This is a genomic window from Anditalea andensis (assembly GCF_000714815.1).
Taxonomy (GTDB): Bacteria; Bacteroidota; Bacteroidia; order Cytophagales; family Cyclobacteriaceae; genus Anditalea; species Anditalea andensis.
On sequence record NZ_JMIH01000014.1, the window covers coordinates 558,293 to 585,035 of the forward strand.

Here is a 26,743-nt window from a genome sequence, read left to right on the forward strand (position 1 = left end):
TTCAACTTTATAAAATAAAGTACCATTTATAATCCGTAAATTTAGTCCCTGAATATGAAGGCGAAAAACTATATAGGCATAATTTTTATCTGCACGCTGGCCATCAGCTGTGTTACGCCACCGGACAACTTCCCTTCCGTACCGGAAATTACTTTCAACGGCGTGCAATTTGTTCCTATCCCCAATGCATCAGATTCACTTATTGTTAGTGTAGATTTCAGGGATGCTGAAGGAGACTTAGGCTTAAACCCAGGAGACAATGCCCCTCCTTTCAATGCATTTAATTTTATAAGAGATGCCAATGGGAATCTAATAACTTATAGTAACAGACCTCCCAATGCTCCACGTTATAATCCTATCGACTGGCGGATTAATCAATTTGTAAATAATGTTCAAGTGATGGACACCATTTGGGTGGAAAATAATCCGGATCATCACAATATTTTTGTAAGATTTTTTATAAAAAGAGGTGGTAATTATCAGGAGTACAGATGGTCCGACCCACCATTTTTCACCACCTTTAATGGCCGTTTTCCACGAATACTGACTGAAGACAGGGCCCGAGCCATTGAAGGGACTATTCAATATGGCATGCTATCTTCGGGCTGGAGGTCCATTTTTAGAAATGACACCATACGTTTGGATATTCAGATACAAGATAGAAATTTAAATAAAAGCAATGTAATATCAACTCCCGATTTTACTTTGGATCAGGTAACACGCCGGTAATCTATCATCTGTTCATAAAAAAAACCTCCAAAGATGATACCTTGGAGGTTTTCTTTTGTATACCCTATTATTCTACAGTTCCGGAAAACTGTTTGGATCCGCCTCACTCATCATAGCATATACCTTCTCCACTACATCATCCACACTTGGCTTGGAAAAATAATCCCCATCAGAAGAATAGGCTGGTCTGTGGGCTTTGGCAGCTATGGTGGCAGGCTCAGAATCCAAATAATAATATGCTTTTTGAACCTCAATCACCTCCTGCATCATAAATGCTGAAGCACCGCCAGGTACGTCTTCATCAGCAAAAATAACCCTATTGGTCTTTTTAACTGAATCAGCTATCATATGGTCTATATCAAACGGGAGCAATGTCTGGACATCAATTACCTCTACTGATATCCCCATTTCATCTAATAGGCCTGCCGCCTCCATTATGACCCTGCACATTGAGCCATAAGTCACGATAGTTATATCGTTTCCTTCCCTTAATATTTCAGGTCTGCCTACCGGAACGATCAGTTCTTCTAAATTAGCGGGCATTTTTTCTTTTAGCCGATATCCATTCAGACATTCTATTACCAAAGCCGGTTCATCTGCCTTTATCAGTGTATTGTACATACCGGCAGCCTGGGTCATATTCCTGGGCACACAGATGATCATACCTCTAAGGCTGTGAAGGATCATGCCCATAGGAGAGCCTGAATGCCATACACCTTCCAATCTATGGCCCCGAGTCCTAACAATCAGAGGAGCTTTTTGGCCTCCCTTAGTTCTATACTGAAGCGACGCTACATCATCAGAAAGAATCTGTATGGCATAGAGTAAATAATCCAGGTATTGGATTTCGGCTATAGGCTTCAAACCTCTAAGGGATGCACCTATACCTTGGCCTATTATGGTGCATTCCCGGATACCGGTATCAGTCACCCTTAACTCGCCATGCTTAGCCTGCAAACCTGCAAAAGCCTGGTTTACATCACCTATTTTACCTACATCTTCTCCAAATGCAAAAACCCTTGGGTCTTTTTCCAATAAACCATCAAAATATGCCTGTAGAATTTCACGACCGTCTACCTGGGGAGCATCATCTTCATAGGCTACTGGAACAGCATCTATAGCGGAAGCCCTAAATGGCGATTCACTGTATAAATGGCTATTATATCTGCCTTCGTTAATCTTTTTCTGAAGGTTATACCAATTTTTTAATTCTGCTTTATCCTCAGATGAATCGAATCTCATGATCAGTAACGCTTTTCTCACAGCACTAATCACATCCTTTCGGATAGGATTCATGGTTTTGGCCAATGAATTGGATAAAGCTTCCAATTTAGCGGACTGACGACTGGATTTTGCTGCTTTAGATATCAGGGCAGAAGCTTCTTTTATCTCATTTTTGATTTCATCAGCAAACGCCTTCCAGGCCGCTTCTTTTTGTTGCTTGGAAAACGCCCTGGCCTCATCTTCAATAACCATAAGCTCCTCATCCGAAGCTAATTCATTTTCAATTATATAATTTCTAAATTGATAAACACAGTCGTATTCAGCTTCCCATTCCAGCCTTTCTTTAGACTTATACCGCTCATGTGACCCTGAGGTAGAATGCCCTTGAGGCTGTGTAAGTTCTATTACATGCACCAGCACAGGCACATGCTCTTCACGTGCTATGGTAGATGCTTTTTTATAAGTCCTGAGAAGCGCCTCATAATCCCAACCTTTGACTACTAAAATCTCATATCCTTTCTGGTCCTCATTACGCTGAAACCCTCTCAAGACTTCAGAAATACTGCCTTTGGTGGTATGATACTCCTTCGGTACAGAAATACCATATTCATCATCCCAAACAGAAACGATCATAGGTACCTGCAGCACACCACCTGCATTGATGGTTTCATAGAACATCCCTTCTGAAGTAGATGCATTTCCAATTGTGCCCCAAGCAACCTCGTTCCCACCTAAACTGAACTGAGAAAAACCATTAAGCCCCTTATTTTCTCTAAAAAGTTTAGAAGCATATGCTAAGCCCAAAAGCTTTGGCATTTGAGCTGCAGTAGGTGAAATATCAGATGCAGAATTTTTCCTTTCAGTGAGGTTCTTCCAAGTACCGTCATTGTTAAGCAGTCGGGTACTGAAGTGGCCGTTCATCAGCCTTCCTCCTGAAGCAGGCTCAGCAGCAATATCTGTATGGGCATATAATTGCGCAAAATATTCCTGCACAGTAAGTTCCCCAATGGCAAACATAAAAGTTTGATCCCGGTAATATCCAGCTCTGAAATCACCATCATTGAAGTATTTTGCCATCGCTATCTGTGCGAGTTCCTTACCATCTCCAAATATCCCAAACTTGGCCTTACCCATAAACACTTCCTTTCTCCCCATCAAAGAAGCTTGCCGGCTTTGCTGAGAAAGTCTATAATCTTTAAGTACCTCCTCTTTGGTGAGGTTCAAATTTCTAATTGTTTTGGATACAGTCACCTCGTTTTCCATATATAATAATTTAAAGCTATTTTGGGTTTTGCAGACACCTATTGCATCTAACCCAAAAATACAGAAATTTGTGCGGCATACAAAAAAACATAGAGATAAATCCTGAAGCTTTTCAATAATATATTTCGCCAAATTAGCTAAAACAATTATTATTAAAAATATTATTTTGAATTAGGGTATTTTGCTACTTTTTCATCATTTTTTAACGGTATATATAAAATATGATTGGATCCAACATTTTTTTTTATAAAGATGCATTTCTTTATATTATATAGCAATCGATTTCAGCAATAACCTTTAAGCCGTTGCATGTTAATTTTAATTTTACACAAAATAGAGTAATTATGTATTATGCACTATAAAATAAACAAATCGGTATACCTTTCTTTATGCTAAGCTTGCTATATTTGCCCCCATTATATAGCCATTCAAATGTTACTATCATGATAATAGGTGTTCCAAAGGAAATAAAAAACAACGAAAACCGCGTGGCTTTAACGCCAGCAGGCGCACAAGAACTGGTAAAAAGAGGTCATACGGTATACATCCAACATACAGCCGGAGAAGGCAGTGGATTTCCGGATGAATTATATGTAAGTGCCGGAGCTCAGATTCTTCCTTCCATAGAAGATACCTATGGAGCAGCTGAAATGATCATAAAAGTAAAAGAACCCATCGAATCAGAATATAAACTGATAAAAGAAGGACAGCTTTTATTCACCTATTTTCACTTCGCATCCCATGAGCCTTTGACTAGGGCAATGGTAGAAAGCAAAGCCACCTGTCTCGCCTATGAAACAGTGGAAAGACCTGACAGAAGTTTGCCATTACTTATTCCTATGTCAGAAGTGGCGGGTAGAATGGCTATACAAAAAGGTGCAAATTACTTAGAAAAGCCTTTGGGAGGTAAAGGAATATTATTGGGAGGTGTCCCTGGTACTCTGCCGGCTAAAGTCATCATCCTAGGAGGAGGCATCGTAGGAACTCATGCAGCAGCTATGGCGGCTGGCTTGGGAGCCGATGTGATCATCATGGATGTAAACCTTCAAAGAATGAGGTATCTTAATGAAATCATGCCTGCAAATGTGAAGACCATGATGTCTAATGAATACAATATCCGTAAAATGATCACCAATGCAGATCTTATAGTAGGAGCGGTATTGATACCTGGCGCCAAGGCTCCACACTTGATCACAAGGGACATGTTACCTACTATGCAAAACGGGGCTGTACTGGTAGACGTAGCGGTGGACCAAGGAGGCTGTATCGAAACATGTAAGCCTACCACTCACCAGGACCCTACTTATGTGATCGACGGTGTGGTACACTATTGTGTAGCGAATATGCCAGGTGCCGTACCATACACATCTACTTTGGCTTTGACCAACGCCACCCTTCCTTATGCGATACTATTGGCAGAAAAAGGATGGAAGCAGGCAGCTTTAGATCTTCCGGAACTGAAGACAGGCCTGAACATCATCAATGGGGAAATTGTATATGAAGCAGTAGCCCAGGCTTTCGATTTGCCATTTGTACCAGTAGAAAAATACTTACAAGATTAACTGGGGGAATAAAAATAATAAACTGACCAGGTTGAATTCAGATTTTTGATCTTAATAGAAGCGGCTCCAAACGATGCCGCTTCTTTTTTTTCTGTTCTATTTCTATTTTAAAAAACAGGTTAAATTCAGCTTAAAATAATCTCCTGATTTGATCTTCCTATCACCCTGCAGGCCATTTATTCTTTATATTTTTTTATTATATTTAAAATATTTCACTTATTATTGATTTTTTAGAAATATTTTTACCAAATGTTTTTTGTTTTAATAAATACATCACTTACATTTGGGATATGTTAATTCTCGCAGCACTATATTTTAGCTTCTTTTACTTTTACTTCCACCCTCAAGGTCGAATCGGAGCTGCGTATAGTCTAGTTAAAAAATAACATAAAGATATCATACAAACCTAAAGCCCGATTCGAAAGAGTCGGGCTTTTTTATTTAAAACAAAGAGAAATCATGCACAACCATTTACAAATTAAAGACTGGGGATTGGGACTTAGCGGTCACACTATAATCGCAGGTCCATGTTCAGCTGAGACGCCAGAGCAGATTGAAAATATATGTCAGGCCATGATCAAAGAAAAAATGATCCCATCTATGTTCCGTGCAGGAATCTGGAAACCCAGAACTAGACCTGGAAGCTTTGAGGGCATAGGGGAAGAAGGGTTGGAATGGATGGAAATCGTCCGCCACCACCTAAACATCCCCATCACTACAGAAGTGGGCAACGCAGCCCACGTAGAACTTGCCCTAAAGCATAAAGTAGATGTACTTTGGATAGGTGCCAGGACCACAGTCAATCCATTTGCAGTACAGGAAATAGCAGACGCGCTCCAGGGCGTAGACATCCCTGTAATGGTAAAAAACCCTATGAATCCAGATCTTCAGTTATGGATAGGTGCATTAGAGCGCCTGCATTCGGTTGGGATCCATAAATTGGCAGCCATACACCGCGGATTTTCTGATGCATACGATAAGAGATTCAGAAACAAACCAAACTGGTCTATGCCTATCCACTTAAAGAGAGAATGGAAAGGAATGGAAGTCATCAATGATCCCAGCCATATTGTAGGCAATAGAGCGGGTATACTGGAAACCTCCCAGAGAGCGATTAATTTTGGTCTGGACGGCCTGATGATTGAAACCCATCATGACCCCGACAAAGCCTGGTCGGACGCCAAGCAGCAGGTCACTCCTGCCCAGCTCAGAGATATATTGGCCGCTATAGATTTCAAGGACACTTTACAGGAAGAACAGCCTGACCAAAAACTTAATGACCTTAGACAGGCGGTAGATCATCTAGATGACCAATTATTAGACCTGTTGCAGGAAAGGTTCTCTATCATAGACCAAATAGGTCACTATAAAAGGGAAAACCACCTGACCGTATTTCAGCCTGGGAGATGGAAAGAAGTGATGGAGTCCAGAACCCAAAAAGGTGTAGACAAGAATCTCAGCCAAAAATTCATGAAGGAATTACTTTATACCATACATGAAGAATCGGTAAAAAGGCAGGAAAAACAATTAAGAGAACCAGCTAAGGTTATAAAATAAGATAGATGATATTGAAAATCTGCTTAAATTACCCTCTGTTTATCTTCCACCTTTAGCTGATACCTGTTTTGGAATCCATTATCTTTTCCACAAAAATATCCCAAAATCTCGAAAGGTTTTTGGCCAATACTAAACACACTAAACTAGGAATCATAGCCGATAGCAATACCATACGGGATTGCTATCCATTGATTTCTGCCACATTGCCCGAGCACCACGTATTCTATTTTGAAGCCGGTGAGAAACATAAAAACCTTACTACCTGCCAAAATATCTGGAAATGGATGACTGAAAACGATTTTGATCGGCAATCGGTGATCATAAACCTGGGAGGGGGCGTCACGGGTGACATGGGAGGTTTCTGTGCCAGTACTTATAAGAGAGGGATGCGATTTATCAATATCCCCACTACCCTACTATCACAAGTGGACGCCAGTGTGGGTGGTAAACTGGGGATTGATTTTATGGGGTTCAAAAATCACCTGGGGGTGTTTACAGAACCTTTAGCGGTTATAATATCCCAAGAATTTCTGCCCACACTTCCTACAGATGAATTCAGGTCCGGATATGCAGAGGTTATAAAACATGGTTTGATCAAAAACGAACATTATTTCTCCTGCTTAAAAACAACTGACTGGCAAAACCAGGCTTGGACTGAGATCATTGAAAAGTCGATCAGCATAAAAAAAGATATAGTCGAGAAAGATCCTAAAGAGGAAGGGCTGAGAAAAATTTTAAACTTCGGACATACTATAGGCCATGCCATAGAATCGCATTATTTGGACACTCCTAATCACCTGCTTCATGGAGAAGCCATTGCCATAGGTATGCTGGCTGAAGCTTATCTTTCCCATTCAAAAATGCGAATGGCCAAAGAGGACTTAACGTCTATTACCCAAACGATTTTAGAGGTGTTTGGAATAAGGTATGTCGCCCAATCGGATTTTGAAGCCATCGCATCACTTTGCCTTCAGGATAAAAAAAATACAGGAAAAATCATTAACTGCTCACTCTTAAAAAGAATAGGGGAATGCGAATATAACATTCCCATATCAGAAGAGGATATTTTAGCAGCTTTACAATATTACCATGATTTAAAACATGAGCCAGATACTACTACCGCGTAAAACATCCTTTCCAAATACCACCATCCCATTGCCATCGTCAAAAAGTGAAAGCAATAGAGTACTGGTAATAGATTCCCTTACAGAAGGGCAAAACAATATTGAAAACCTGGCAGAAGCACGAGATACCCAGACGATGATCAGGTTATTAAAAAATGACCCAGCCATATATGACGTCTTAGATGCCGGGACTACGATGCGGTTCCTGACCGCTTATGCTGCTGTGACCAATAAGCAAAAGGTAATGTCAGGCACGGACCGGATGTGCGAACGTCCAATTGGCATACTGGTAGATGCTCTGCGAGAAATAGGTGCGGATATCCACTATTTAGGAGTGGAAGGATATCCTCCCTTAGCGGTAAATGGGCTACCTGAACAGAAATCCAGTAAAATCCGCATCCGTGGAGATGTAAGCAGTCAGTACATATCCGCCCTCCTGATGATAGCTCCTCTTCTAACCAGGGGCCTCAGTTTGGAACTGACAGGGAAAATAGGATCAAGAACATATATAGAAATGACCCTGCAGCTGATGCTACGTTTTGGGATCCGGTGTGTGTGGGAAGATAATGTGATTCATGTCCCTTCTCAGCCATACAGACCTACATCATATAAGGTAGAAAGTGACTGGTCAGGAGCCAGTTACTGGTTTAGCCTAGTGGCATGTGCAGAAGAGGCAGAAATCTTACTTACAGGACTGAAGAAAGACAGCCTTCAGGGAGATGCCGAAATTGTACATATTATGGACAAACTAGGGGTAGAAAGCAGATTTTCTGACAATGGCGTCCATCTTTTTAAAAAGTCTGTCAGCGGTTTACCCTCCTTTGATTTTACCCACTGCCCTGACCTTGCTCAAACTGTAGCTGTAACTTGTGCCATTATAGGACAGAAAACTATATTTACAGGGCTTGAAAGTCTGCGTATTAAAGAAACTGACAGAATCTACGCGCTGCAGCAAGAACTTGCCAAAATAAACGCAAGGTTAGATGAAGGAACTGATGACAGCTTTACCTTGATTCCCACTGCGGATATTCCTGATCAGGTAAATATCCATACCTATGATGACCACAGGATGGCAATGGCCTTTATGCCTCTTATGACCAAAACCAATGTAGCTTTTGATGATGCCGAAGTGGTAAATAAAAGCTACCCCAGTTTTTGGAAACATGTAGCCTTGCTCAAGTAGATTTATATATCAGGCTTTTATGAAAAGTTTATATACTATTCTATTGCTAATCTTGTCAAACACTTTTATGACCTTTGCCTGGTATGGCCACCTTAAATTTAAAGACCTTAAATGGTTTGAAAACTTGGGACTTATATCTATTGTCATGATCAGCTGGGGGATCGCTTTATTTGAATACTTCTTTCAGGTACCTGCCAATAGAATAGGTTTCAAAGATTATGGAGGTCCTTTTTCCTTAGTAGAATTAAAAGTGCTTCAGGAGGTCATCACCCTTTTAGTGTTCATGATATTTACATTGGTATTTTTCAAACAGGAAACCATTCGTGCCAACCATCTTATAGGCTTTGGATTTTTGGTCCTGGCCGTATATTTTATTTTCAAAAAATAACTATGGTATCTTCCATCCCAATTTCGACAAAAATAGCCATACAAGGTATCCCGGGATCCTTTCATCATCAAGTAGCCTTGGAGTGCTTTGGTGATGCATCATCTATTAAATGCTATGACGTTTTTGAGCAGGTGGCTAAATCGGTAGCAGAAGGGAGCTGCGACTTTGGGATCATGGCTATTGAAAATTCTATAGCAGGAGCCATACTTCCAAATTATGATCTGATAGACCGGCATAAGCTATATATAGATGGTGAGCATTATTTACCTATTTCACATAATCTGATGGCCCTTCCCGGTACTACTTTAGAAGATCTGACTGAGGTGCAGTCTCATCCTATGGCATTATTACAATGTCATAATTTTTTTGAAAAGTATCCTACTATAAAGCTAACTTCAGAAAAAGATACCGCTTCCGTGGCCAAAAAGATCAGGCAAAATGGTTTATCAGCCATAGGCGCCATAGCCAGTAAGACTGCTGCAGATATATACGGTCTAGACATTCTAGCGGAAGACATACAGTCTTTCAAGGAAAATTACACCCGTTTTATCCTACTAAAATCAGGAAAATCTACGGGAGTTTTACCCCCCTCTAAGGCTTCGCTGAAGATCACCATAAAAAATGAAAAGGGTGGTTTGGCTAAACTGCTCACCACCTTAGCTGAACACGACCTTGATCTTAGTAAAATCCAGTCTATCCCACTGATGGAAAGACCCTGGGATTATGCATTTTTCATAGATGTGCTAATATCTGATTGGATGCAATATAAAAATTCCCTCCACCAACTGGAAACAACTGGTGCTACAGTGAAAATACTAGGAGAATATATAAATCAAAAACCATGATAAAGCCATCCCATAGGCTGGATCAGGTAAAGGAATATTACTTTTCAGCCAAACTCAAAGAAGTAAAGCAGCTAATAGCCGAAGGGCAGCCTATCATACCAATGGGCATAGGTAGCCCAGATCTGCCACCCCACCCCGCTATCATCAAAGCACTACAGCTTGCAGCTGCAAATGAAAACGCTCATGGCTACCAACCCTATCAGGGAAGTCCAGAACTGCGACTGGCTATGGCTAAGTTCTATGCAGAACATTACGGTGTAAATCTCGGTCCTTCTGAAATCCTTCCCCTGATGGGTTCGAAAGAAGGCATCATGCACATATCTATGGCATTTCTAAATCCTGGAGACCAAGTATTGGTACCCGATCCAGGATATCCTACCTATGCAGCTGTGGCGCATCTAGTCCATGCAGATCCTGTTCCCTATAAGCTGATGGAGGAAAATAACTGGCAGCCAGATTTCAATTCACTGGAAGCTCTAGATCTATCGAAGATAAAGATCATGTGGACGAACTATCCACATATGCCCACAGGTGCTAAGGCTGGACAAAATCTATTTCAGAATCTGGTAAATTTTGGACAAAAGCATGGAATACTCATCGTACATGATAATCCTTATAGCTTTATACTCAATGATAAACCCGAGAGTATCTTAGCTATTCAAGGTGCACAAAAAGTGGCGCTGGAGCTAAACTCCCTTAGTAAAACTTTCAATATCCCCGGATGGCGAGTCGGAATGGTAGCAGGCAGTAAAGAAAATCTCAATACCATATTACAGGTAAAAAGTAATATGGATTCCGGAATGTTTTCGGGGATTCAAGCCGGAGCAATAGCCGCATTGGAACTGAGCAACTCATGGCTTGAAGAAACCAATCAACACTATGCTACCAGAAGAACCCTTATATGGCAGTTGGTAGATACACTGGGTCTAACATGTGAAAAAAATGCTGCGGGAATGTTTGTATGGGCAAAACTTCCAGGTAATACTGATGCCTATAAATATGCAGACTGGTTACTTTATGACAAAAAAATATTCATTACCCCCGGCAGTATCTTCGGACCGATGGGTGAAAATTACATCAGGTTTTCTCTATGTATAGAAGAGAATCAAATACTTGAAGCCATAAAACGGGTTAAATCAACATAAAAAATATATGACCATGAAAAAAATACACATCATAGGATTGGGATTGATAGGCGGTTCATTTGCCTTAGCTATAAAAAAGTCCCTGCCTCAAGTAACCATAACAGGTTTCGATAAAAAACAGCAGCATCAAGAAGATGCTAAATCCCTGAATTTAATAACAGAAATCAAAGAAATTCCAGATCAGGATACTGATTTAATTCTATTAGCTACACCAGCTGATACACTTCTGCCCATTGCGTTACAACTATTGGAAAATATAGGACCCGATACGCTTATCATAGATTTCGGCTCTACCAAGGCATCAATATGTGAAAATTTAGCCAACCATCCCAAGAGGTCTCAATTCCTAGCAGGTCACCCTATCGCTGGCACAGAATACTCCGGACCCAGAGCCGCCAAGGAGGATCTATTGGAAAGAAAAGTGTTTATCATCTGTGAAATGGAAAAAACGGATATCCACCTCAAAGAGAAAGCTTATATCCTCTTAGATGCATTGAACATGAAGTTAAGGTTTATGGATCCAAAGGACCATGATCTCCACCTGGCTTTTGTTTCCCATCTATCCCATATATCTTCATTTATGCTAGGAAAAACTGTGCTGGATAAAATGGATGATGAAAGCCATATCTTTGATATGGCTGGGAGTGGTTTTGCCTCCACAGTGAGGCTTTCCAAAAGTTCTCCTGAAATGTGGGTACCTATTATCAAAGAAAACAAACTACATATACTTGAAGCCCTTGGCAGCTATATCATTAGGCTTCAAAGTTTCCAAAAAAGAATAGCAGAAGGTAAATTTGAAGACCTTCAATCTGAAATGGAAAACATAAACAGAATTAAAGACATCCTCGATCTGGATAAATGATCAGAGCGTTTCGAAATAATCAGCAGCCTTAATAAGCCTACTTCCATACCAGGAGAAGATCTCCCCATCTACGAGTTTCACTTCTGCGTATGGAAAAAGTCTTTTAAAGTTTTCTATATGTTTTTCCCGATATGGAAAGGGTTCCGAACTGAGCAGTACGTTTTCAGGATTTAATTGCTGAAGCTCTTCTATGCTGTACTGCGGGTACCTTTCTCGATCTATTAAATTGGTAAAGCCTGCCTTTTCCAGTAGATGATCGATAAATGTATTTGTCCCTACCACCGTGATAGGGTCTTGCCATATAAAATATATGGCTGTGCCCTTATAAATAAAATCTCTTCTAAAATTAACTGAAATCCAATTGGTGATGCGCTCAGCTTCTACTTCCTTCTCTGTTATAATACCTAAAGAAGTCATCATGTCCAAAGCGTCCTGTACGGTAAATATATCACTTACCCATACCGGATATTTCTCTGCCAGCTGCTCTATACCTTCTTTGTAGTTTTCCTCCTTATTACCTATTATCAGATCAGGCGCCAACCTATCGATCACATCAAACCTAAAATTCTTGGTCCCTCCTACGATGGTTTTTGTATCCTTAAATCCTTTTGGATGCACACAGAATTTAGTTACCCCTACGATCTGGTCCCCCAAGCCCATATCTACCAAAAGCTCCGTCTGGCTGGGAACCAAAGAAATAATCCTCTTCGGGGTATCTTCTAGATATACCGTTCGATTTAGCTGATCTATATATTCCATTTCTTGTCGTTTTTAAATTTTATAGCAAGCAAAATCTTTGCTGATTTTTTGTCCAAACTATATTTCATTCACCCTACCTTGATCAAATGCAGCTTGACAGGGATTAATTAAAACATACATCAAATGAGCCATATCTGATTCTATTATCTATTTTAAAAATGACTGTTAATAAATCACAGATTCAGCAAATGCAGTTATTTGTTTGGCTTTGGATGCTATGGATTCATTGGCATTTAACCGTAAGACGGGTATGTTACGGGCTTCCACAGCTTCTACAAACATCCGTTTTTCAATAGCAGTCTCCTCTCTCGACTTTCTGATCATTTCTTCTGATAAATTTTCATCTCGGGGCTTTAGCTTACCTCTGGTCATAGTCCGCTCTATGATGGTATCAATATCCCCTTCAAAAAGGACTAAACCTGAAGGCAAATAAATATTATCTAAAACATGTGATACCTGGCTCTGTAAAGGTTCCTGTTTAGATTCATCAGTGAAATAATTCAGATTAAGTACTAATCCTTCATCTAAAACAAAGCAATTTTTTGAATCATTAGTTTTGATGGCCTGCAAATTTTGAAAAATACTCATCATATAATAAACAGCATGAAACCGCAGATCTTTACCATAGATATCCTGGTTTTTTGTCATGGTTATGTCCCAAAATATCTCAATCAGGGTTTCATTTTGAGCCATAAAATCATCCAATACCTTACTTTCATGAGCAATCTTTATTTTAGGTGTTGTAGGCAATCCAATCATCCCTTTCAGGAAATTTTTAAGCTGTTCCTTTAAACCTACTTTAGCTGGAAGGGGTTTCTTAAACAGATCCTCTAACATGCTCCATTTGTCATTATCGGTTTGTAGGTTTTTTAAATATTTGTAAGTACTAGTCTTGCCGACGCCTGGAACTCCCACTAATTCTATATATCGGGACATGTTATAAAAGAGATTTAATTTATAAATATTATAGCGTTCTCCATATAATTAATTATCCAAAATACCCACTGACAAAAGCTATTAGGAGAAATGGTTATCAAAGGTCATATGCTGGTACCTCTTACCAAATAGCAAAATGACCTTTGATTCTTTTTATTATTGATCTAATCGTGAGGAAACAATACATTATATCAATTTATATATTTGAAATTATATTGTGGGTCTAGGTCCATCAAAAATCCCAAAATCAATTGTATCACTTGATTGATGTCCGATTTACTGGCCGTCTCCACTGTAGTATGCATGTATTTGAGCGGCAAAGAAATTAAAGCTGAAGGCACACCATCATTAGAATAAGCAAAAGCATCTGTATCTGTACCGGTAATCCTCGATGCAGCAGCCCTCTGAAATGGAATATCTCTAGACACTGCACTGGAAATAATTATATCCAAAAGCTTTTTATGAACAGAGGCTCCATAGGTAAGGACAGGGCCCTTTCCTGCAATCTGTTCCCCACTATTTATTTTATTATAAAGGGGAGCTGTTGTGTCATGGCACACATCTGTAATAATGGCCACATGTGGTTTGATCTTATTGGCTATCATTTGGGCGCCCCGTAGACCTATCTCTTCCTGTACCGCATTGACCACATAGAGTCCAAATGGCAGTTTGGTACTTTTTTCTTTCAGCAAACGGGCTACCTCTGCTATCATATATCCTCCTATTCTATTATCAAGTGCTCTGCCGGCATAGAATTTCCCATTAAGATCAGAAAGCTCATCTTGAAAGGTCACGACACATCCTACATGGATGCCTAGGTCTTCAACTTCCTGCTTATTTCTGGCCCCCACATCTATGAAAATGTTTTCCATCTTAGGAGTTTCTTCTTTGGCTGTATCTCGTACATGTATTGCAGGCCAGCCAAACACCCCTTTTACTACTTTTTCATCTGTATGGATATTTACTCTCATAGAAGGAGCTATCATATGATCTGACCCCCCATTTCTCCTTACATAAATATATCCTTCAGAAGTTATATAATTCACAAACCATGAAATTTCATCAGCGTGCGCCTCTATGACCACCTTAAAATCGGCCTCCGGATTAATTACTCCTACTACAGTACCGTAGTTATCTGTAAAATAATCATCTACAAACGGCCTTATATAATCAAGCCATATCTGTTGCCCCGGGGCTTCAAATCCAGTAGGAGAAGCATTGTTGAGGTACTTGTATAAAAATTTTTCGTTGTTGTCCATAGTTTGTATTTTAAATTCCACCCTCCACCGATCCTGACGGCAATTATTTAGATAGGGTGTTTTAGTAATGGGAGGACCCTATTCAGGTCCTCATATTATTTAATACCTATATACTCCTATTGCATATTGAGCTGACTATTCTCAAACATTTAAGTTATCAAATTTATGTGGCTTATGAATACTATAGAAAATAAATAAAACAAAGTGATCCGAGAACTATACTTCTCAAAGCGGAATATTCCCGTGCTTCTTCCTTGGAATCTTGTCCACTTTATTTTCTAGCATTTTAAAGCCGCCGATGAGTTTCGCTCTGGTTTCAGCTGGAAAGATTACTTCATCCACAAATCCTCGATGTGCTGCCCTGTAAGGATTGGCAAATTTTGCAGTATATTCATCTACTTTTTCCTGCAGTTTTGCTTCTGGATTTTCAGATTCAGATATTTCTTTTTTGAAGATAATTTCTGCAGCACCTTTTGCTCCCATTACAGCTATCTCAGCTGAAGGCCAGGCAAAATTAAGGTCTGCACCTATATGTTTGGAGTTCATCACATCATATGCCCCCCCGTAAGCCTTTCGTGTAATGACAGTAATTCGCGGAACTGTAGCTTCTGAGAAAGCATATAATAATTTTGCCCCATTGGTTATTATGCCGTTCCATTCCTGATCTGTACCCGGAAGAAAGCCCGGTACATCTACGAGGACTAAAAGCGGTACATTGAAGCAGTCACAGAAACGTACAAACCTTGCTGCCTTTATAGAAGCATCATTGTCCAGAACCCCGGCCATGGACTGAGGCTGGTTCCCTACTATTCCTATGCTTCGTCCTGCTATTCTGGCAAAACCTACTACTATATTGTCAGCAAAATTCTTATGAACCTCTAAAAATGAACTGTCATCTACGATACCAGCAATAACTTCACGCATATCATACGGGTGATTGGGATTATCAGGTATGATATCATTTAACACAGCCCTACTTTCATCATCTTTTAACTCATAAGGGTAAATAGGAGCTATATCCTCACAATTCTGTGGCACATAACTCAATATTTTTTTGATGTTTTGAATACATTCAAGTTCATTTGCACAGGAAAAATGGGTTACACCACTTTTAGTACTATGAGCACTTGCCCCGCCCAGTTCCTCTGCAGAAACTGTTTCCTGGGTCACAGTTTTCACTACATTGGGGCCAGTTACAAACATATAAGAAGTATTTTCTACCATCAGTATAAAATCAGTAATGGCAGGTGAATATACAGCTCCTCCTGCACATGGTCCCATAATACCGGACAGCTGCGGGATCACCCCAGAGGCAAGGGTATTTCTGTAGAAAATATCTGCATATCCACCCAGAGAATTAACTCCTTCCTGAATACGCGCCCCTCCTGAATCATTTAAACCTATTATAGGAGCACCGTTTTTCATAGCCATATCCATGAGTTTACATATCTTCTCTGCATGGGTTTCTGATAAGGACCCTCCAAATACGGTGAAATCCTGAGAAAAAACATATGTAAGCCTGCCGTTTATGTTTCCATAACCGGTTACTACTCCGTCACCTAAAAAATGTTCTTTGTCTATATCAAAATCCTTTCCCCGATGCATGACAAATTTGTCAATTTCCTGAAAAGATCCTTCGTCTATCAAAAGATGAATTCGTTCCCTTGCGGTTAATTTTCCTTTTTTGTGTTGGGCAGCTATCCTAGCTTCTCCCCCTCCCAAAAGTGCCTCTTCATTTTTTTTGTTTAACAGATCGATTTTTTCCTGATTCCCAGGCAGGGTATATATTCCCTTAGTAGAACTTTCCATGTAATGACAATTAGATGATTTCATTCAAATATAACTCCCCTATCTTTATCAAGAAAATCTAAAGCCATAGATTAATAAAAGGAGACTATACTACAGCTGTATGATTATATAAAAATCAAATAAAACAATGAAGGTATCTCACACTGGAAAACAGCAATATCAAACCATACTTTATTGATCAATATTGTGACAAATTATCATCCCCTCGCCTTAGTTATTTACCTTATAGATAAAAATGAAGAACTTCTTAAAAATTCAATTACAATCTTGTAGATAATAAAGTGTAAATTATTACTAAGAACAATTTACACTTCAAACCTTAATTTCTTTATACCCTACACTTTATTATTATAAAAATAGCTGTTTACCATATATTTACTTACAGATAGATAGATTTATTGCACTTTTTTTCCATAATACATTCCCCGACCGAATAGCCCTTTTTCATCGTACGTTACTTCAATACCCGCTAGTCTAAAAGCGTCCATATATTCCTCCTCTGTCCAAAGTCCCATCACATGCTGCTCAGTGAAGCTTTCTACACCTTCTGATGTACCTACTAGGTAATTAATGTTAAAAATGGATCTGTTATCTTCCATTTCGTGCTTATACATCCAGGCTATTTTCAGATTAGGCTGGTCTACATAATTAGCTGCAAGGTGATTTTGCCAATATTTTTCTTTAGTTATCCATGGCTCTAAGACTAGGACCCCACCTGGAGCTAAATGATCGGTCATACCTTTGATGGCTTTATTAAGGTTTTCTACGGTACATACATATCCTATAGAACTAAAAAGGCATACTACTGCATCAAACTTCATATCCAAATCAAAGTCAGTCATATCCTGGTGATGGAATTTGATTTCAGGACACCTTCTTTTCGCTACATTCAACAATTCTTCATTTAGGTCTAATCCCTGAACATCAAAGGTATCCCTTAGATAAGTTAAATGCTTCCCACTGCCACACGCTATATCGAGCAAGGTGGTGGCCTCTGGTTGATGTGTTTTAATCAATTGTGTCAATTCGCTACAGGCCTGCCCGTAATCTTTAAAGGCATACAGTGCATCATAGAATTCAGCTGTTTTTGTGAACATTTTTAAAAATATTAATTGGTTCTTTAAATTTATTTTGATTTTCTCTTTCTATAAGCAGGAAAGTAATGATCTGTATCCTCTACCTCTCTACGCTGGCACAATTCCATATATATCTGTTTGTTATAAACTTGTTTGAGTACAGTGTGCTGATATTTTATGGCACCAAATCTTTCTTTAAAATCTGAAAGTGAATCCCCTTTCTTTATACCTCCGCCTAAATTTAAAATGGGTACACCTATACCTTTCAATACGTGAATTCCTTCCCACAATAGCAATACAGTATGGGATCTTCCTTCAGGTATGGAAATATTGAACAGATATTCCGCTATATAGGCAGTATATGCAAAAACTGAAACAGCTTCTACTTTCCCATCCGCTATCTTCCCTACTAAAAGTACATTATCCAAATTCACCAAATGACTCAAAGTATCTTTTGTAAAGCTGGAGAACAAAGCTGCATCACGGTCTTTAAAAAAATCATGAAAATGTTCGATAAAAAATGTTTTAAGAATGGATTTATCTTGTGAAAAAGTATCCTTTATCTCGGCATATTTTTTCACCTGCCTTTTACGATTGGTTGATAAATTAGCGAACAGCTGATCTATAGACAAATTCAAATTTAAGGCATATAAATCATTGGCTGGGGAATTTAAAAATGCATATCCAGAAGCTGAATCTTTTAAAAACGGATTCATGCTAATATAGCCGCAAATGTATTGCTGTCCATTAGCAAATTTTTCCCATATGCCGGGAAATTCAGCATATCCGCTGTTTCCGGTAAATCCTGAAAAGCCATAAGGGGTAAATACATCTACAAACCCTTCATAAGTCCTTTCGGATAAAGGACAGACGATATGGACCCCATCATCTTCAAAATGGTACAGATAAGTATCCAGACCTGTGGATAAACTCATGGCATAGCAGCTTTCCCAAGTATGGCCGAATGCATGTGGCACATGTGTGAGGGCATGATTCCATTTGGAACTTTCATTTAAAGAAATCATTGACTGCTTCACCTATTTAGCATTTAATAAGTTATAGTTTTTCAAAAATAAATTGACTTGCTCCGGAGAGTTTTGCATTAATACATCTATAATCGATAATCCCGCTATGAATACATCACTATGCTGAGGATATGGGTCTAAAACCGGAGAAAGAAAGCTCAAATTTATGTTTCTTTCTTCAAATTTGGCGCGATCATATAATTCAAGTCCGCCTATTGGATTAATATAATCACTCGCGCCACATAGTGAGCATATCTCTATGATTCTATCTTGACCTTGTAATCCCTTTGTGTCATAAGATCCCGAATGAGGCACTATCTCTGTTTCTATTTTTAAGTATTTATTTATTTCTAAAAGGCTATAATACACCATATCTGAAATCCCAACCACTTCTCTTTCAATAGCCGTTTGAATTAAAGGAAATACACCTTTAAAATAGGGAGCTTTTTTATAAGACATTTCTATACTTTTCAAAAATTTGCTCACCCACCGTTTATCCTGTTTTACCTGAATATCCTTGATCAATTTATTTTGGGACGCTTGGTCTAAAGGAAGGGTAAACATGGTGCTATGGCCATTTATCAAAATCCTATTTCTATTGATCCAGCCTTTGTTAATAAAGTGTACATCATCGAGCATCACAAATTTATCCGCTGCAGCCAACAACTGAAAATACCCTAAATATGGAAAAAGATATGGCTGCATGATGGCAATTTTCATATAAGCAGATTTTTTAACACTCATGTTAAAATGTAGAAAAAGTCTTTCTTAAAATGAATTTTGAAAAGGAAACAGAAATAATTTCTTTCCAATATTTCAAAAATAGAGGCGCATTTAATTCAGTTATCGCTTTTAATTGGTTTTTAAGATTAAAAACATCACCTTCCTTTATATAAATAATCAGGAGTAAATAATGATAATAAGCCTTAGATTTATCTATCTTTTTCCTGCTCAAGAATGGAAGATGATGATGAATTTGGGTATAAAAATTAATCATATTTCCATATTGATTTTTATAGGTATCACCTGACCACACACCTCCTTTATGTACCCTATATACACTCATTACATCCGGAGAATAATGAACTTTGCCATATTGAAGTAACAAAAAATAATAACTATAATCTGGAAATGGAAGGTTGAAATACCATTCTGGGAGTGATGCCCCCAGTATATTTCTATTCATTACAGATGAAGTAGTTATGGGGTTAAAACCATCAAGAAAATGGTCTGCTTCCAATGAATTATCCGCATTTTTAGAAAAGGCCTCGGTACTATATGTAGTAAACCCTCTTAGTTCGTTGATGATTTTAGCCTTATGAAAATGTAATACATAATCAGGATTGGCTTCAAGAAAATCATATTGCTTTTGAAGTTTATGAGGATCTGTCCAGTAATCATCTCCATCAAAAGATGCGACGTATTTTCCTGTACACATACTGTAGGTAGCACGGATCAGTTCCATCATACCAATATTTTTTTCAGGTAAATACAAATCAAATTTATCAGGATGCTTCTCCTTATATTCCAGCAGTATCTCTCTGGTGCGATCAGTAGAACAGTCCTCTCCTATTATAATCTTAAAGTCAAAATCAGTAACCTGCATTAAAACACTATCTATGGCCTCAGCGATAAATTGCTCGTGATTATAGGTTATTATCCAAACACTTACTTCACACATAGTATAAACTTGATTTCCTAATCAACATATCTAAGAAACATTAATAATTACTTTGGAAGACATTAAACATAAAAACAATAATAAGGGGCTATGTAGCTATTTTGTAAAATGGATTTTATTTGAAACTGATTACTACGACTAGCACATTCACCCTCTATTTATTTACTGCTTAATACATTTTTCTATAATAGAACATATATTTATGACATTATCTTCCGAAAGGTCGTGAAACAGCGGTAGACAAAGTATTCTGGCACAAACATCATCAGTTACAGGCAGATTTCCCTCATATTGAACATAATTAAGATCCGCTAAAGAGGGATAGAAATATCTTCGCGGAAAAATATCTTCTTGGTTTAAAGCCTTGATCACCTTTAACAATAATTGTTCTGAAGGCAATATTACAGGGTAATAGGCAAAGTTATAGGTTACATTATCCCCTATGTAAGGTCGAATAATACCATTACCAGCCAAGTGATCATCATAGATTTTATGAATACTTTTCCTCAAGTCCATTAACTCTCCCACCTTAGGTAAAATACACAACCCTAATGCAGCATGAATTTCTGAATTTTTACCATTAATACCGATACCTACAAATTTTTCTGGTCCATCATGTCCAAAGTTCATCATATAACTGATTTTGTATGCTATCTCATCATTATCAGTAACAATGGCCCCTCCTTCTCCTGTATGGAAAAGTTTGGTAGCATGAAAACTTATCGTGGACACATCTCCATAATTTAAAATAGAGGAATCCTTAAATTTAACACCAAATGCATGGGCGGCATCATATATTACCTTAAGATTGTGTTTATCTGCTATTGCCTGTATCCTTTCCACATCACATGGAATACCATATACATGAGTAGCCAAAATTGCTTCCGTGTCCGGAGTAATTAAATCCTCTATTAGAGACGGGTCTAAACTAAGCGTATCTTTTTCGATATCAGCAAATATAGGTTCACACCCCTCCCATACTATGCTAGAAGTAGTGGCGACATAGGAAAAAGGTGTAGTTATAATTTTTTTTGATAACCCTAATGCTTTTATAGCTATTTGAAGTGCTAGAGTCCCATTATTTACAAAAAAAAGGTGTTTTACCCCTAAATAGGATTTAAGATCCGCTTCAAGTTTCTGTACCAGAGGGCCATAATTGGTCAGTTTGGCACTCGACCATATCCCTTCAAGATACTTGGTATATTCGTCCAACGGTGGTAAATATGTTTTGGTGACGTTTAGCATATAATCAGTAATTCGACACAAATAACAAAAATAAATATTTGAAATACAACTTTGTATATATAAAATATAAAAAAAATTAATTTCTATGACAGAATAAATTCTAGATGAGTAACAATAGCCTGCTTTGAAGATCACAATTACATTAAAATTATATTCTTCTATATTTACTAAATTAGAAAACATAATCGCTGTAGAAGAATTTCAAAGCATAGCAAGCAGATATGATCAGTAAATATAGGCCTATATAAAACACTAAAAAGGATAAATCAAACTGATTTTGCAATCAAACATTTTTTATAAAACAACCACGTATAATGCAGGATTTTTCAATTGATCAAATACAAATTTTATAAAAGTCTATTCGCATTCTAAAACCAACGGATTCAATTCCCTCAATTTCAGACCACAGACCGGCAAAAGGATGACAGTTACTGGTCGTATGTTAAGAATAAAGTCAAAATAATAATATTAAAACACTATTAATTTATAGATGGAACCAATGCATTAAAAATAAACTTTCTATATTCGCACAACTTAAATTTAGCCACGATGAATCCAAAAAAGGCAGCGGTCATAGACATGGGTACCAATACATTCCATTTGTTATTGGTAGAATTACATGAAAACTCTTTTAAGACCATTTATAAAGAAAAAATCGCAGTAAGGCTGGGCCAAGGGGGTATAAGTAAGAAAATCATAGCGGCTGACGCTATGAAAAGAGCTTTTCATACACTTGAACATTTCAGTAATCTTATCAAAGGCGAAGGGGTGAAAGAGATTTTCGCTTTTGCAACGAGTGCTGTAAGAAATGCTGAAAATGGAGATGAGTTTGTTATCAGTATAAAAAAAAGATTTGGTATCCACGTCAATGTGATCAACGGAACTGAAGAAGCACATATGATCTATGAGGGGATTAGGTTCAGCGAATCCCTTGATGAAAACACCAGTCTAATGATGGATATCGGAGGCGGAAGTGTGGAATTTATAATTGGCAATAAAACTGATGCTTTTTGGAAACAAAGTTTTGAAATAGGTGGGCAGCGTATGCTGGATCTATTCCATTATCATGACCCAATACTACCCGAGGAGACCGCTAAATTAAATATTTATTTAGAGGACAAACTTCGAGACCTTATACAGGCCATCCATCATTATGGCCCCAATCAGCTAGTAGGTGCTTCCGGAACTTTTGATACGCTCTCGGATATTTATTTTGCGGACCTAAATGTAAAAAAAAGCAAATCAGAGAAAGTCTTTCATTTGCCTACAAAGGAATTTGAAATTATCGCTGCAAAATTAACTTCTTTAGATAAACAGGGAAGGCTTGATTTACCCGGTATGATACCTATGAGGGTAGATATGATTGTCGTGGCTAGTTTATTAATCTCATATATTCTTAAATTTGTACCGGCGACCGAATTGGTATGTTCCAACTATGCATTAAAAGAAGGAGCTATAGCTCAGCTGATCAAACGAAATCAGGTGGTGGATAGCTTTGATTGAACAATAATTAAAGATGAACTTTACATTTGAAAGATTACACCGCTTTTCTAGAAACATATTTTTAACCATAGGCTGCTCCGAAACAGATGCCGAAATAGCTGCCACCACCCTTTTGTCAGCAGATCTACGAGGGGTGGATTCCCACGGAGTGGCAAGATTGTCTGGTTATATCCGACTGTGGGAAGCAGGAAGAATCAATGCTAAGCCTGACATAAAAGTGACATATGAAACTCCAAGCACCGCAGTAGTAGATGGAGATGGTGGACTTGGACTGGTGGTAGCTCCCTACGCTATGCAAGTAGCCATTTCAAAAGCCCAAATTGCCGGAACAGGATGGGTGTCAGTAAAAAATTCGAATCACTACGGCATAGCTGGTGTGCATGCTATGGAAGCGCTGGAACATGATATGATCGGTATCTCCATGACCAATGCCAGTCCTTTAGTCAGCCCTACTTTTTCGAGCGAAAGATTGTTAGGTACTAACCCCATAGCTGTAGCCATTCCTGCAAAAGAGCAACCTCCTTTTGTAGCAGATTTAGCCACTACCACTGCGGCCAACGGAAAGCTTGAAATTCTGTTACGCAAAAATGAACAGGCACCGCTGGGTTGGATACAGGATAAAGATGGATTCCCTACTACCAGTCCAAATGGAGTTAAGGACGGGGGAGCACTCCTGCCCTTAGGAGGTGACCGTGAGCATGGTTCACACAAAGGATATGCACTCGGCGCTATTGTTGATATATTTTCTGCTGTGCTATCTGGCGCCAATTATGGCCCCTGGGTTCCACCATTTGTAGCTTTCCTTCAGCCTGACCCTAATCCTGTGGGAGAAGGATTGGGACATTTTTTTGGTGCTATGAGGGTAGATGCCTTCAGACCTGCAGACGAATTTAAAGAAAATATGGATATTTGGATAAAACGATTCCGCACTTCCAAGACTACGGCTGATCATGATAAAGTACTGATACCCGGAGATCCAGAGAGAGAATTGGAACAAGAAAGAAGGGCTACTGGAATACCTTTATTAAAACCTGTCGAAGAAGACCTAAGACATCTAGGTGAAAAATTTAACGTGAAATTTTAATAAAATTGATCTTTACACCGGAGAAAATTTAGGGGGTGGGCAACATTATATACCTACTTTTTGTATAGGTATGTAGTATATTCATATAATCCATAATCATTACGTATTATAAAATCACGGGAAACTTCTTCGCACAAAAATGCTGAAAGCTGATCTAATGATACATGGAATAGATCTTCCCGCTCCCAATCTACGTTTTTAGACATGAGATTAAAAGCTATCCCTCTTTTGGTTAAGCTAAAGGCCTTTATAACCATCTTCTTAAAATAATCCCACATTTCATCAAAAGTGAGTTCTCTCTTTTCTGTAAAAACACCATTCATAACCCAGTAGTCAAATAAAGGGAGTTGACAGTTATCATCTAAAATATCGCAAAGAAAGAATTCATTTTGTTGAAATTTAGATCGACAATGATTAACAAACTTTTCAGAAATATCCAATCCTGAATATTTTATATTTGAAACACCATTATCTAATATATAGGAGTAAAGCTGGGCCGTTCCACATCCAAAATCCAGTAAAGTAGCTTCCAGAGATGATGGTACATCCAAACGAATTAAATCCACCATCACATTATAGCGTTTATCTACATCTTCATATTTAGGCCAGTCCACTCCTAAGTGTGAATCGCCATATTTCTCAAAACAATCTTCATAATGCTTTACTATTTTATAGAAATCCGGATTCATAGAAAATACATTTATTGTAAAAAAATCTGCTTTAATATACTTTTTCCAGTCATGAGACCATGAATGGATGCTATCCAAAAAGATCTGAACTTAAATACCGATCGCCCCTGTCACAGGTTATACAGACAATTACACCTTCTTCTATTTCATCTGCTATCTTTAAAGCAGCCTGCAGGGCTCCTCCACTGCTCATTCCTGCCAGAATACCTTCTTCTTTAGCCAATCTCCTGGTCATATGCGTGGCGTCTTCTTGGCTGACATCTATTACCCTATCCACTCTAGATGGATCAAAAATCTTGGGAAGAAAAGCTTCCGACCATCTTCGGATACCAGGAATACTGGAACCATCAGTAGGTTGTGTTCCTACGATTTGAATATCTACATTTTGTTCTTTAAGATATTTGGATACCCCCATAATCGTACCTGTAGTTCCCATAGCTGAGACAAAATGAGTGATCTTTCCCTCAGTATCTTTAAATATTTCCGGACCGGTGCTGTGATAATGAGACATATAGTTATCAGAATTCGCAAACTGATTCAGCATAAAATATTGGCCACTTTCAGCCATTTCTTCCGCTAAAGACCTGGAATATTCTATTGTTTTATCAGCAGGTGTGAGTATTACTTGAGCACCATAAGCCTCCATAGATAGTATGCGTTCTTTAGTGCTATTATCAGGCATAACCAAAGTCATGTTTACACCTAATAAATTAGCTACCATAGCCAATGCAATGCCAGTATTTCCGGAAGTCGCTTCCACCAAATGGTCCCCCTTTTTAATATCACCTCTTTCCAGTGCGTTTTTGATCATATTGAAGGCAGCCCTATCTTTGACACTACCGCCAGGATTCTGTCCTTCCAGTTTGCAAAAAATCTTGACTGCAGGTTTTAAAGGTATATGTTGCAGTTCCACCATAGGTGTATTGCCTATTAATTCAAATAGTTTCATAGGATAGATTATATGGATCCACTTTTAAGAATATAAAGGTCTGTGGTATCCGCGTTGGCATTATACATTTTAGACTGATAGTATATTTTGGAATCAGCGGGTATGCTTCTAGTAAGCCATACATTGCCTCCTATGATACTGCGTGTACCAATGGTAGTATTTCCTCCTAATATGGTGGCTCCAGCATAGATCACTACTTGATCTTCTATAGTAGGATGCCTCTTGGCATCTGCATCAGCCTTGTCTACGCTGAGAGCTCCTAAAGTCACCCCCTGGTACACCTTTACATCATTGCCTATAACGGTAGTTTCCCCTATGACCACACCTGTACCATGGTCGATACAGAACCTTCGACCAATTTTAGCACCTGGATGTATATCTATACCTGTACGGGTATGGGCGATTTCTGTCAGCATTCTAGGAATCAAGGAAACTCCCTCTGAATGTAGCATATGGGCGATTCTGTATGCAGCTATGGCCAAAAACCCCGGATAACTTCTTATAATTTCTGTTTTTGATCTAGCAGCAGGATCTCCGCAAAACATGGCTTCTACATCCTCATGTATCGTATCATAAACTTCATTTAATTCATCAAAAAATCTATCTGTAATATAATTTACACTGAATCTATGAAGTTGTGGATTGTTTTCAAGGATTTCAAAAAGACTCCGCTTCAATACCTCATACTGGTCTCTGACTTGGTGCAAATCATTTAAGGGGCGATTAGCATACTCAGGAAACATAAATCCCAACAAATCTTCAAAAAAGGTATGAATTAACTTTGTTGAAGGACCTTTTGGACAGTGCTTATGCGCTTCATAAATTTTTGATGTCAAATCTTTCATT

At 38.5% G+C, this 26,743-nt stretch carries 24 protein-coding genes; 11 read left to right on the forward strand and 13 right to left on the reverse strand.

The features are described 5' to 3' along the window. Positions 1–54 precede the first annotated feature (54 nt). Positions 55–729, forward strand: coding sequence for a hypothetical protein (locus EL17_RS06010; protein WP_035071434.1), 675 nt, complete (start codon positions 55–57; stop codon positions 727–729). A gap of 72 nt (positions 730–801) precedes the next feature. On the opposite strand, the gene EL17_RS06015 is transcribed toward EL17_RS06010, so the two are convergent. Next, positions 802–3,216 carry an alpha-ketoacid dehydrogenase subunit alpha/beta gene (locus tag EL17_RS06015; protein WP_035071435.1) on the reverse strand — a complete coding sequence of 805 codons (2,415 nt, stop codon included), beginning with the start codon at positions 3,214–3,216 and terminating at the stop codon, positions 802–804. Between the two features lie 443 nt (positions 3,217–3,659). Between EL17_RS06015 and ald the strand changes: the two genes are divergently transcribed. The 8 genes from ald to EL17_RS06055 all read left to right on the forward strand — a co-directional run bounded on the left by ald (position 3,660) and on the right by EL17_RS06055 (position 11,882). Next, complete coding sequence (gene ald, locus EL17_RS06020; protein ID WP_035071436.1) at positions 3,660–4,778, forward strand: alanine dehydrogenase; 1,119 nt, start codon at positions 3,660–3,662, stop codon at positions 4,776–4,778. 459 nt (positions 4,779–5,237) lie between these two features. After that, positions 5,238–6,335, forward strand: a complete 1,098-nt coding sequence (locus EL17_RS06025) for a chorismate mutase (RefSeq protein WP_035071437.1) — start codon at positions 5,238–5,240, stop codon at positions 6,333–6,335. Between the two features lie 68 nt (positions 6,336–6,403). Continuing rightward, complete coding sequence (aroB, locus tag EL17_RS06030) at positions 6,404–7,462, forward strand: 3-dehydroquinate synthase (RefSeq protein WP_035071438.1); 1,059 nt, start codon at positions 6,404–6,406, stop codon at positions 7,460–7,462. Next, positions 7,437–8,642, forward strand: coding sequence for a 3-phosphoshikimate 1-carboxyvinyltransferase (locus tag EL17_RS06035; protein ID WP_035071439.1), 1,206 nt, complete (start codon positions 7,437–7,439; stop codon positions 8,640–8,642). The genes aroB and EL17_RS06035 overlap by 26 nt, the downstream gene beginning before the upstream one ends. 19 nt (positions 8,643–8,661) lie before the next feature. After that, positions 8,662–9,030, forward strand: coding sequence for a DMT family protein (locus EL17_RS06040; protein ID WP_035071440.1), 369 nt, complete (start codon positions 8,662–8,664; stop codon positions 9,028–9,030). A 2-nt stretch (positions 9,031–9,032) separates the two neighbouring features. After that, positions 9,033–9,875: a prephenate dehydratase gene (locus tag EL17_RS06045; protein WP_035071441.1), complete on the forward strand. Its 843-nt coding sequence runs from the start codon at positions 9,033–9,035 to the stop codon at positions 9,873–9,875. After that, the gene (locus EL17_RS06050; RefSeq protein ID WP_035071442.1) at positions 9,872–11,020 is read left to right on the forward strand and encodes a pyridoxal phosphate-dependent aminotransferase; all 1,149 of its coding nucleotides are present in this window, start codon (positions 9,872–9,874) and stop codon (positions 11,018–11,020) included. Before EL17_RS06045 ends, EL17_RS06050 begins: the two co-directional genes overlap by 4 nt. A 13-nt stretch (positions 11,021–11,033) precedes the next feature. Continuing rightward, positions 11,034–11,882 carry a prephenate dehydrogenase gene (locus EL17_RS06055; RefSeq protein ID WP_035071443.1) on the forward strand — a complete coding sequence of 283 codons (849 nt, stop codon included), beginning with the start codon at positions 11,034–11,036 and terminating at the stop codon, positions 11,880–11,882. Here EL17_RS06055 and EL17_RS06060 read toward each other — a convergent pair whose 3' ends face one another. From EL17_RS06060 to EL17_RS06100, 9 genes are all read right to left on the reverse strand, one after another. Beyond that, positions 11,883–12,641 (reverse strand): ABC transporter substrate-binding protein, encoded by a 759-nt coding sequence (locus EL17_RS06060; protein WP_035071444.1) that lies wholly within the window; start codon positions 12,639–12,641, stop codon positions 11,883–11,885. 165 nt (positions 12,642–12,806) lie between these two features. Continuing rightward, positions 12,807–13,577, reverse strand: a complete 771-nt coding sequence (locus EL17_RS06065) for a hypothetical protein (protein WP_035071445.1) — start codon at positions 13,575–13,577, stop codon at positions 12,807–12,809. 191 nt (positions 13,578–13,768) lie between these two features. Further along, complete coding sequence (locus EL17_RS06070) at positions 13,769–14,836, reverse strand: M28 family peptidase (RefSeq protein WP_035071446.1); 1,068 nt, start codon at positions 14,834–14,836, stop codon at positions 13,769–13,771. A 225-nt stretch (positions 14,837–15,061) separates the two neighbouring features. Beyond that, positions 15,062–16,645, reverse strand: coding sequence for an acyl-CoA carboxylase subunit beta (locus tag EL17_RS06075; RefSeq protein WP_035071447.1), 1,584 nt, complete (start codon positions 16,643–16,645; stop codon positions 15,062–15,064). A 395-nt stretch (positions 16,646–17,040) separates the two neighbouring features. Further along, positions 17,041–17,742, reverse strand: a complete 702-nt coding sequence (locus tag EL17_RS06080) for a class I SAM-dependent methyltransferase (RefSeq protein ID WP_035071448.1) — start codon at positions 17,740–17,742, stop codon at positions 17,041–17,043. Between the two features lie 29 nt (positions 17,743–17,771). Continuing rightward, complete coding sequence (locus EL17_RS06085; RefSeq protein ID WP_164674968.1) at positions 17,772–18,758, reverse strand: hypothetical protein; 987 nt, start codon at positions 18,756–18,758, stop codon at positions 17,772–17,774. Further along, positions 18,759–19,466, reverse strand: a complete 708-nt coding sequence (locus tag EL17_RS06090; protein WP_035072112.1) for a WbqC family protein — start codon at positions 19,464–19,466, stop codon at positions 18,759–18,761. It abuts the gene before it with no gap. Between the two features lie 25 nt (positions 19,467–19,491). Continuing rightward, positions 19,492–20,427, reverse strand: a complete 936-nt coding sequence (locus tag EL17_RS06095; protein WP_084166121.1) for a glycosyltransferase — start codon at positions 20,425–20,427, stop codon at positions 19,492–19,494. A 162-nt stretch (positions 20,428–20,589) separates the two neighbouring features. Next, the gene (locus EL17_RS06100) at positions 20,590–21,672 is read right to left on the reverse strand and encodes a DegT/DnrJ/EryC1/StrS family aminotransferase (RefSeq protein WP_035071450.1); all 1,083 of its coding nucleotides are present in this window, start codon (positions 21,670–21,672) and stop codon (positions 20,590–20,592) included. A gap of 549 nt (positions 21,673–22,221) precedes the next feature. Here EL17_RS06100 and EL17_RS06105 point away from each other — a divergent pair. Both EL17_RS06105 and EL17_RS06110 read left to right on the forward strand, forming a co-directional pair. Then, positions 22,222–23,175 (forward strand): Ppx/GppA phosphatase family protein, encoded by a 954-nt coding sequence (locus EL17_RS06105; protein ID WP_035071451.1) that lies wholly within the window; start codon positions 22,222–22,224, stop codon positions 23,173–23,175. A gap of 13 nt (positions 23,176–23,188) precedes the next feature. After that, positions 23,189–24,259 (forward strand): Ldh family oxidoreductase, encoded by a 1,071-nt coding sequence (locus tag EL17_RS06110; protein ID WP_035071452.1) that lies wholly within the window; start codon positions 23,189–23,191, stop codon positions 24,257–24,259. A 53-nt stretch (positions 24,260–24,312) separates the two neighbouring features. Here EL17_RS06110 and EL17_RS06115 read toward each other — a convergent pair whose 3' ends face one another. From EL17_RS06115 to epsC, 3 genes are all read right to left on the reverse strand, one after another. Next, positions 24,313–24,948 carry a class I SAM-dependent methyltransferase gene (locus EL17_RS06115; protein ID WP_035072117.1) on the reverse strand — a complete coding sequence of 212 codons (636 nt, stop codon included), beginning with the start codon at positions 24,946–24,948 and terminating at the stop codon, positions 24,313–24,315. 70 nt (positions 24,949–25,018) lie between these two features. Beyond that, positions 25,019–25,897 (reverse strand): cysteine synthase CysM, encoded by an 879-nt coding sequence (cysM, locus tag EL17_RS06120; protein WP_035071453.1) that lies wholly within the window; start codon positions 25,895–25,897, stop codon positions 25,019–25,021. An 8-nt stretch (positions 25,898–25,905) separates the two neighbouring features. Continuing rightward, positions 25,906–26,742, reverse strand: coding sequence for a serine O-acetyltransferase EpsC (gene epsC / locus EL17_RS06125; RefSeq protein WP_035071454.1), 837 nt, complete (start codon positions 26,740–26,742; stop codon positions 25,906–25,908). Between the last annotated feature and the right edge of the window lies 1 nt (position 26,743).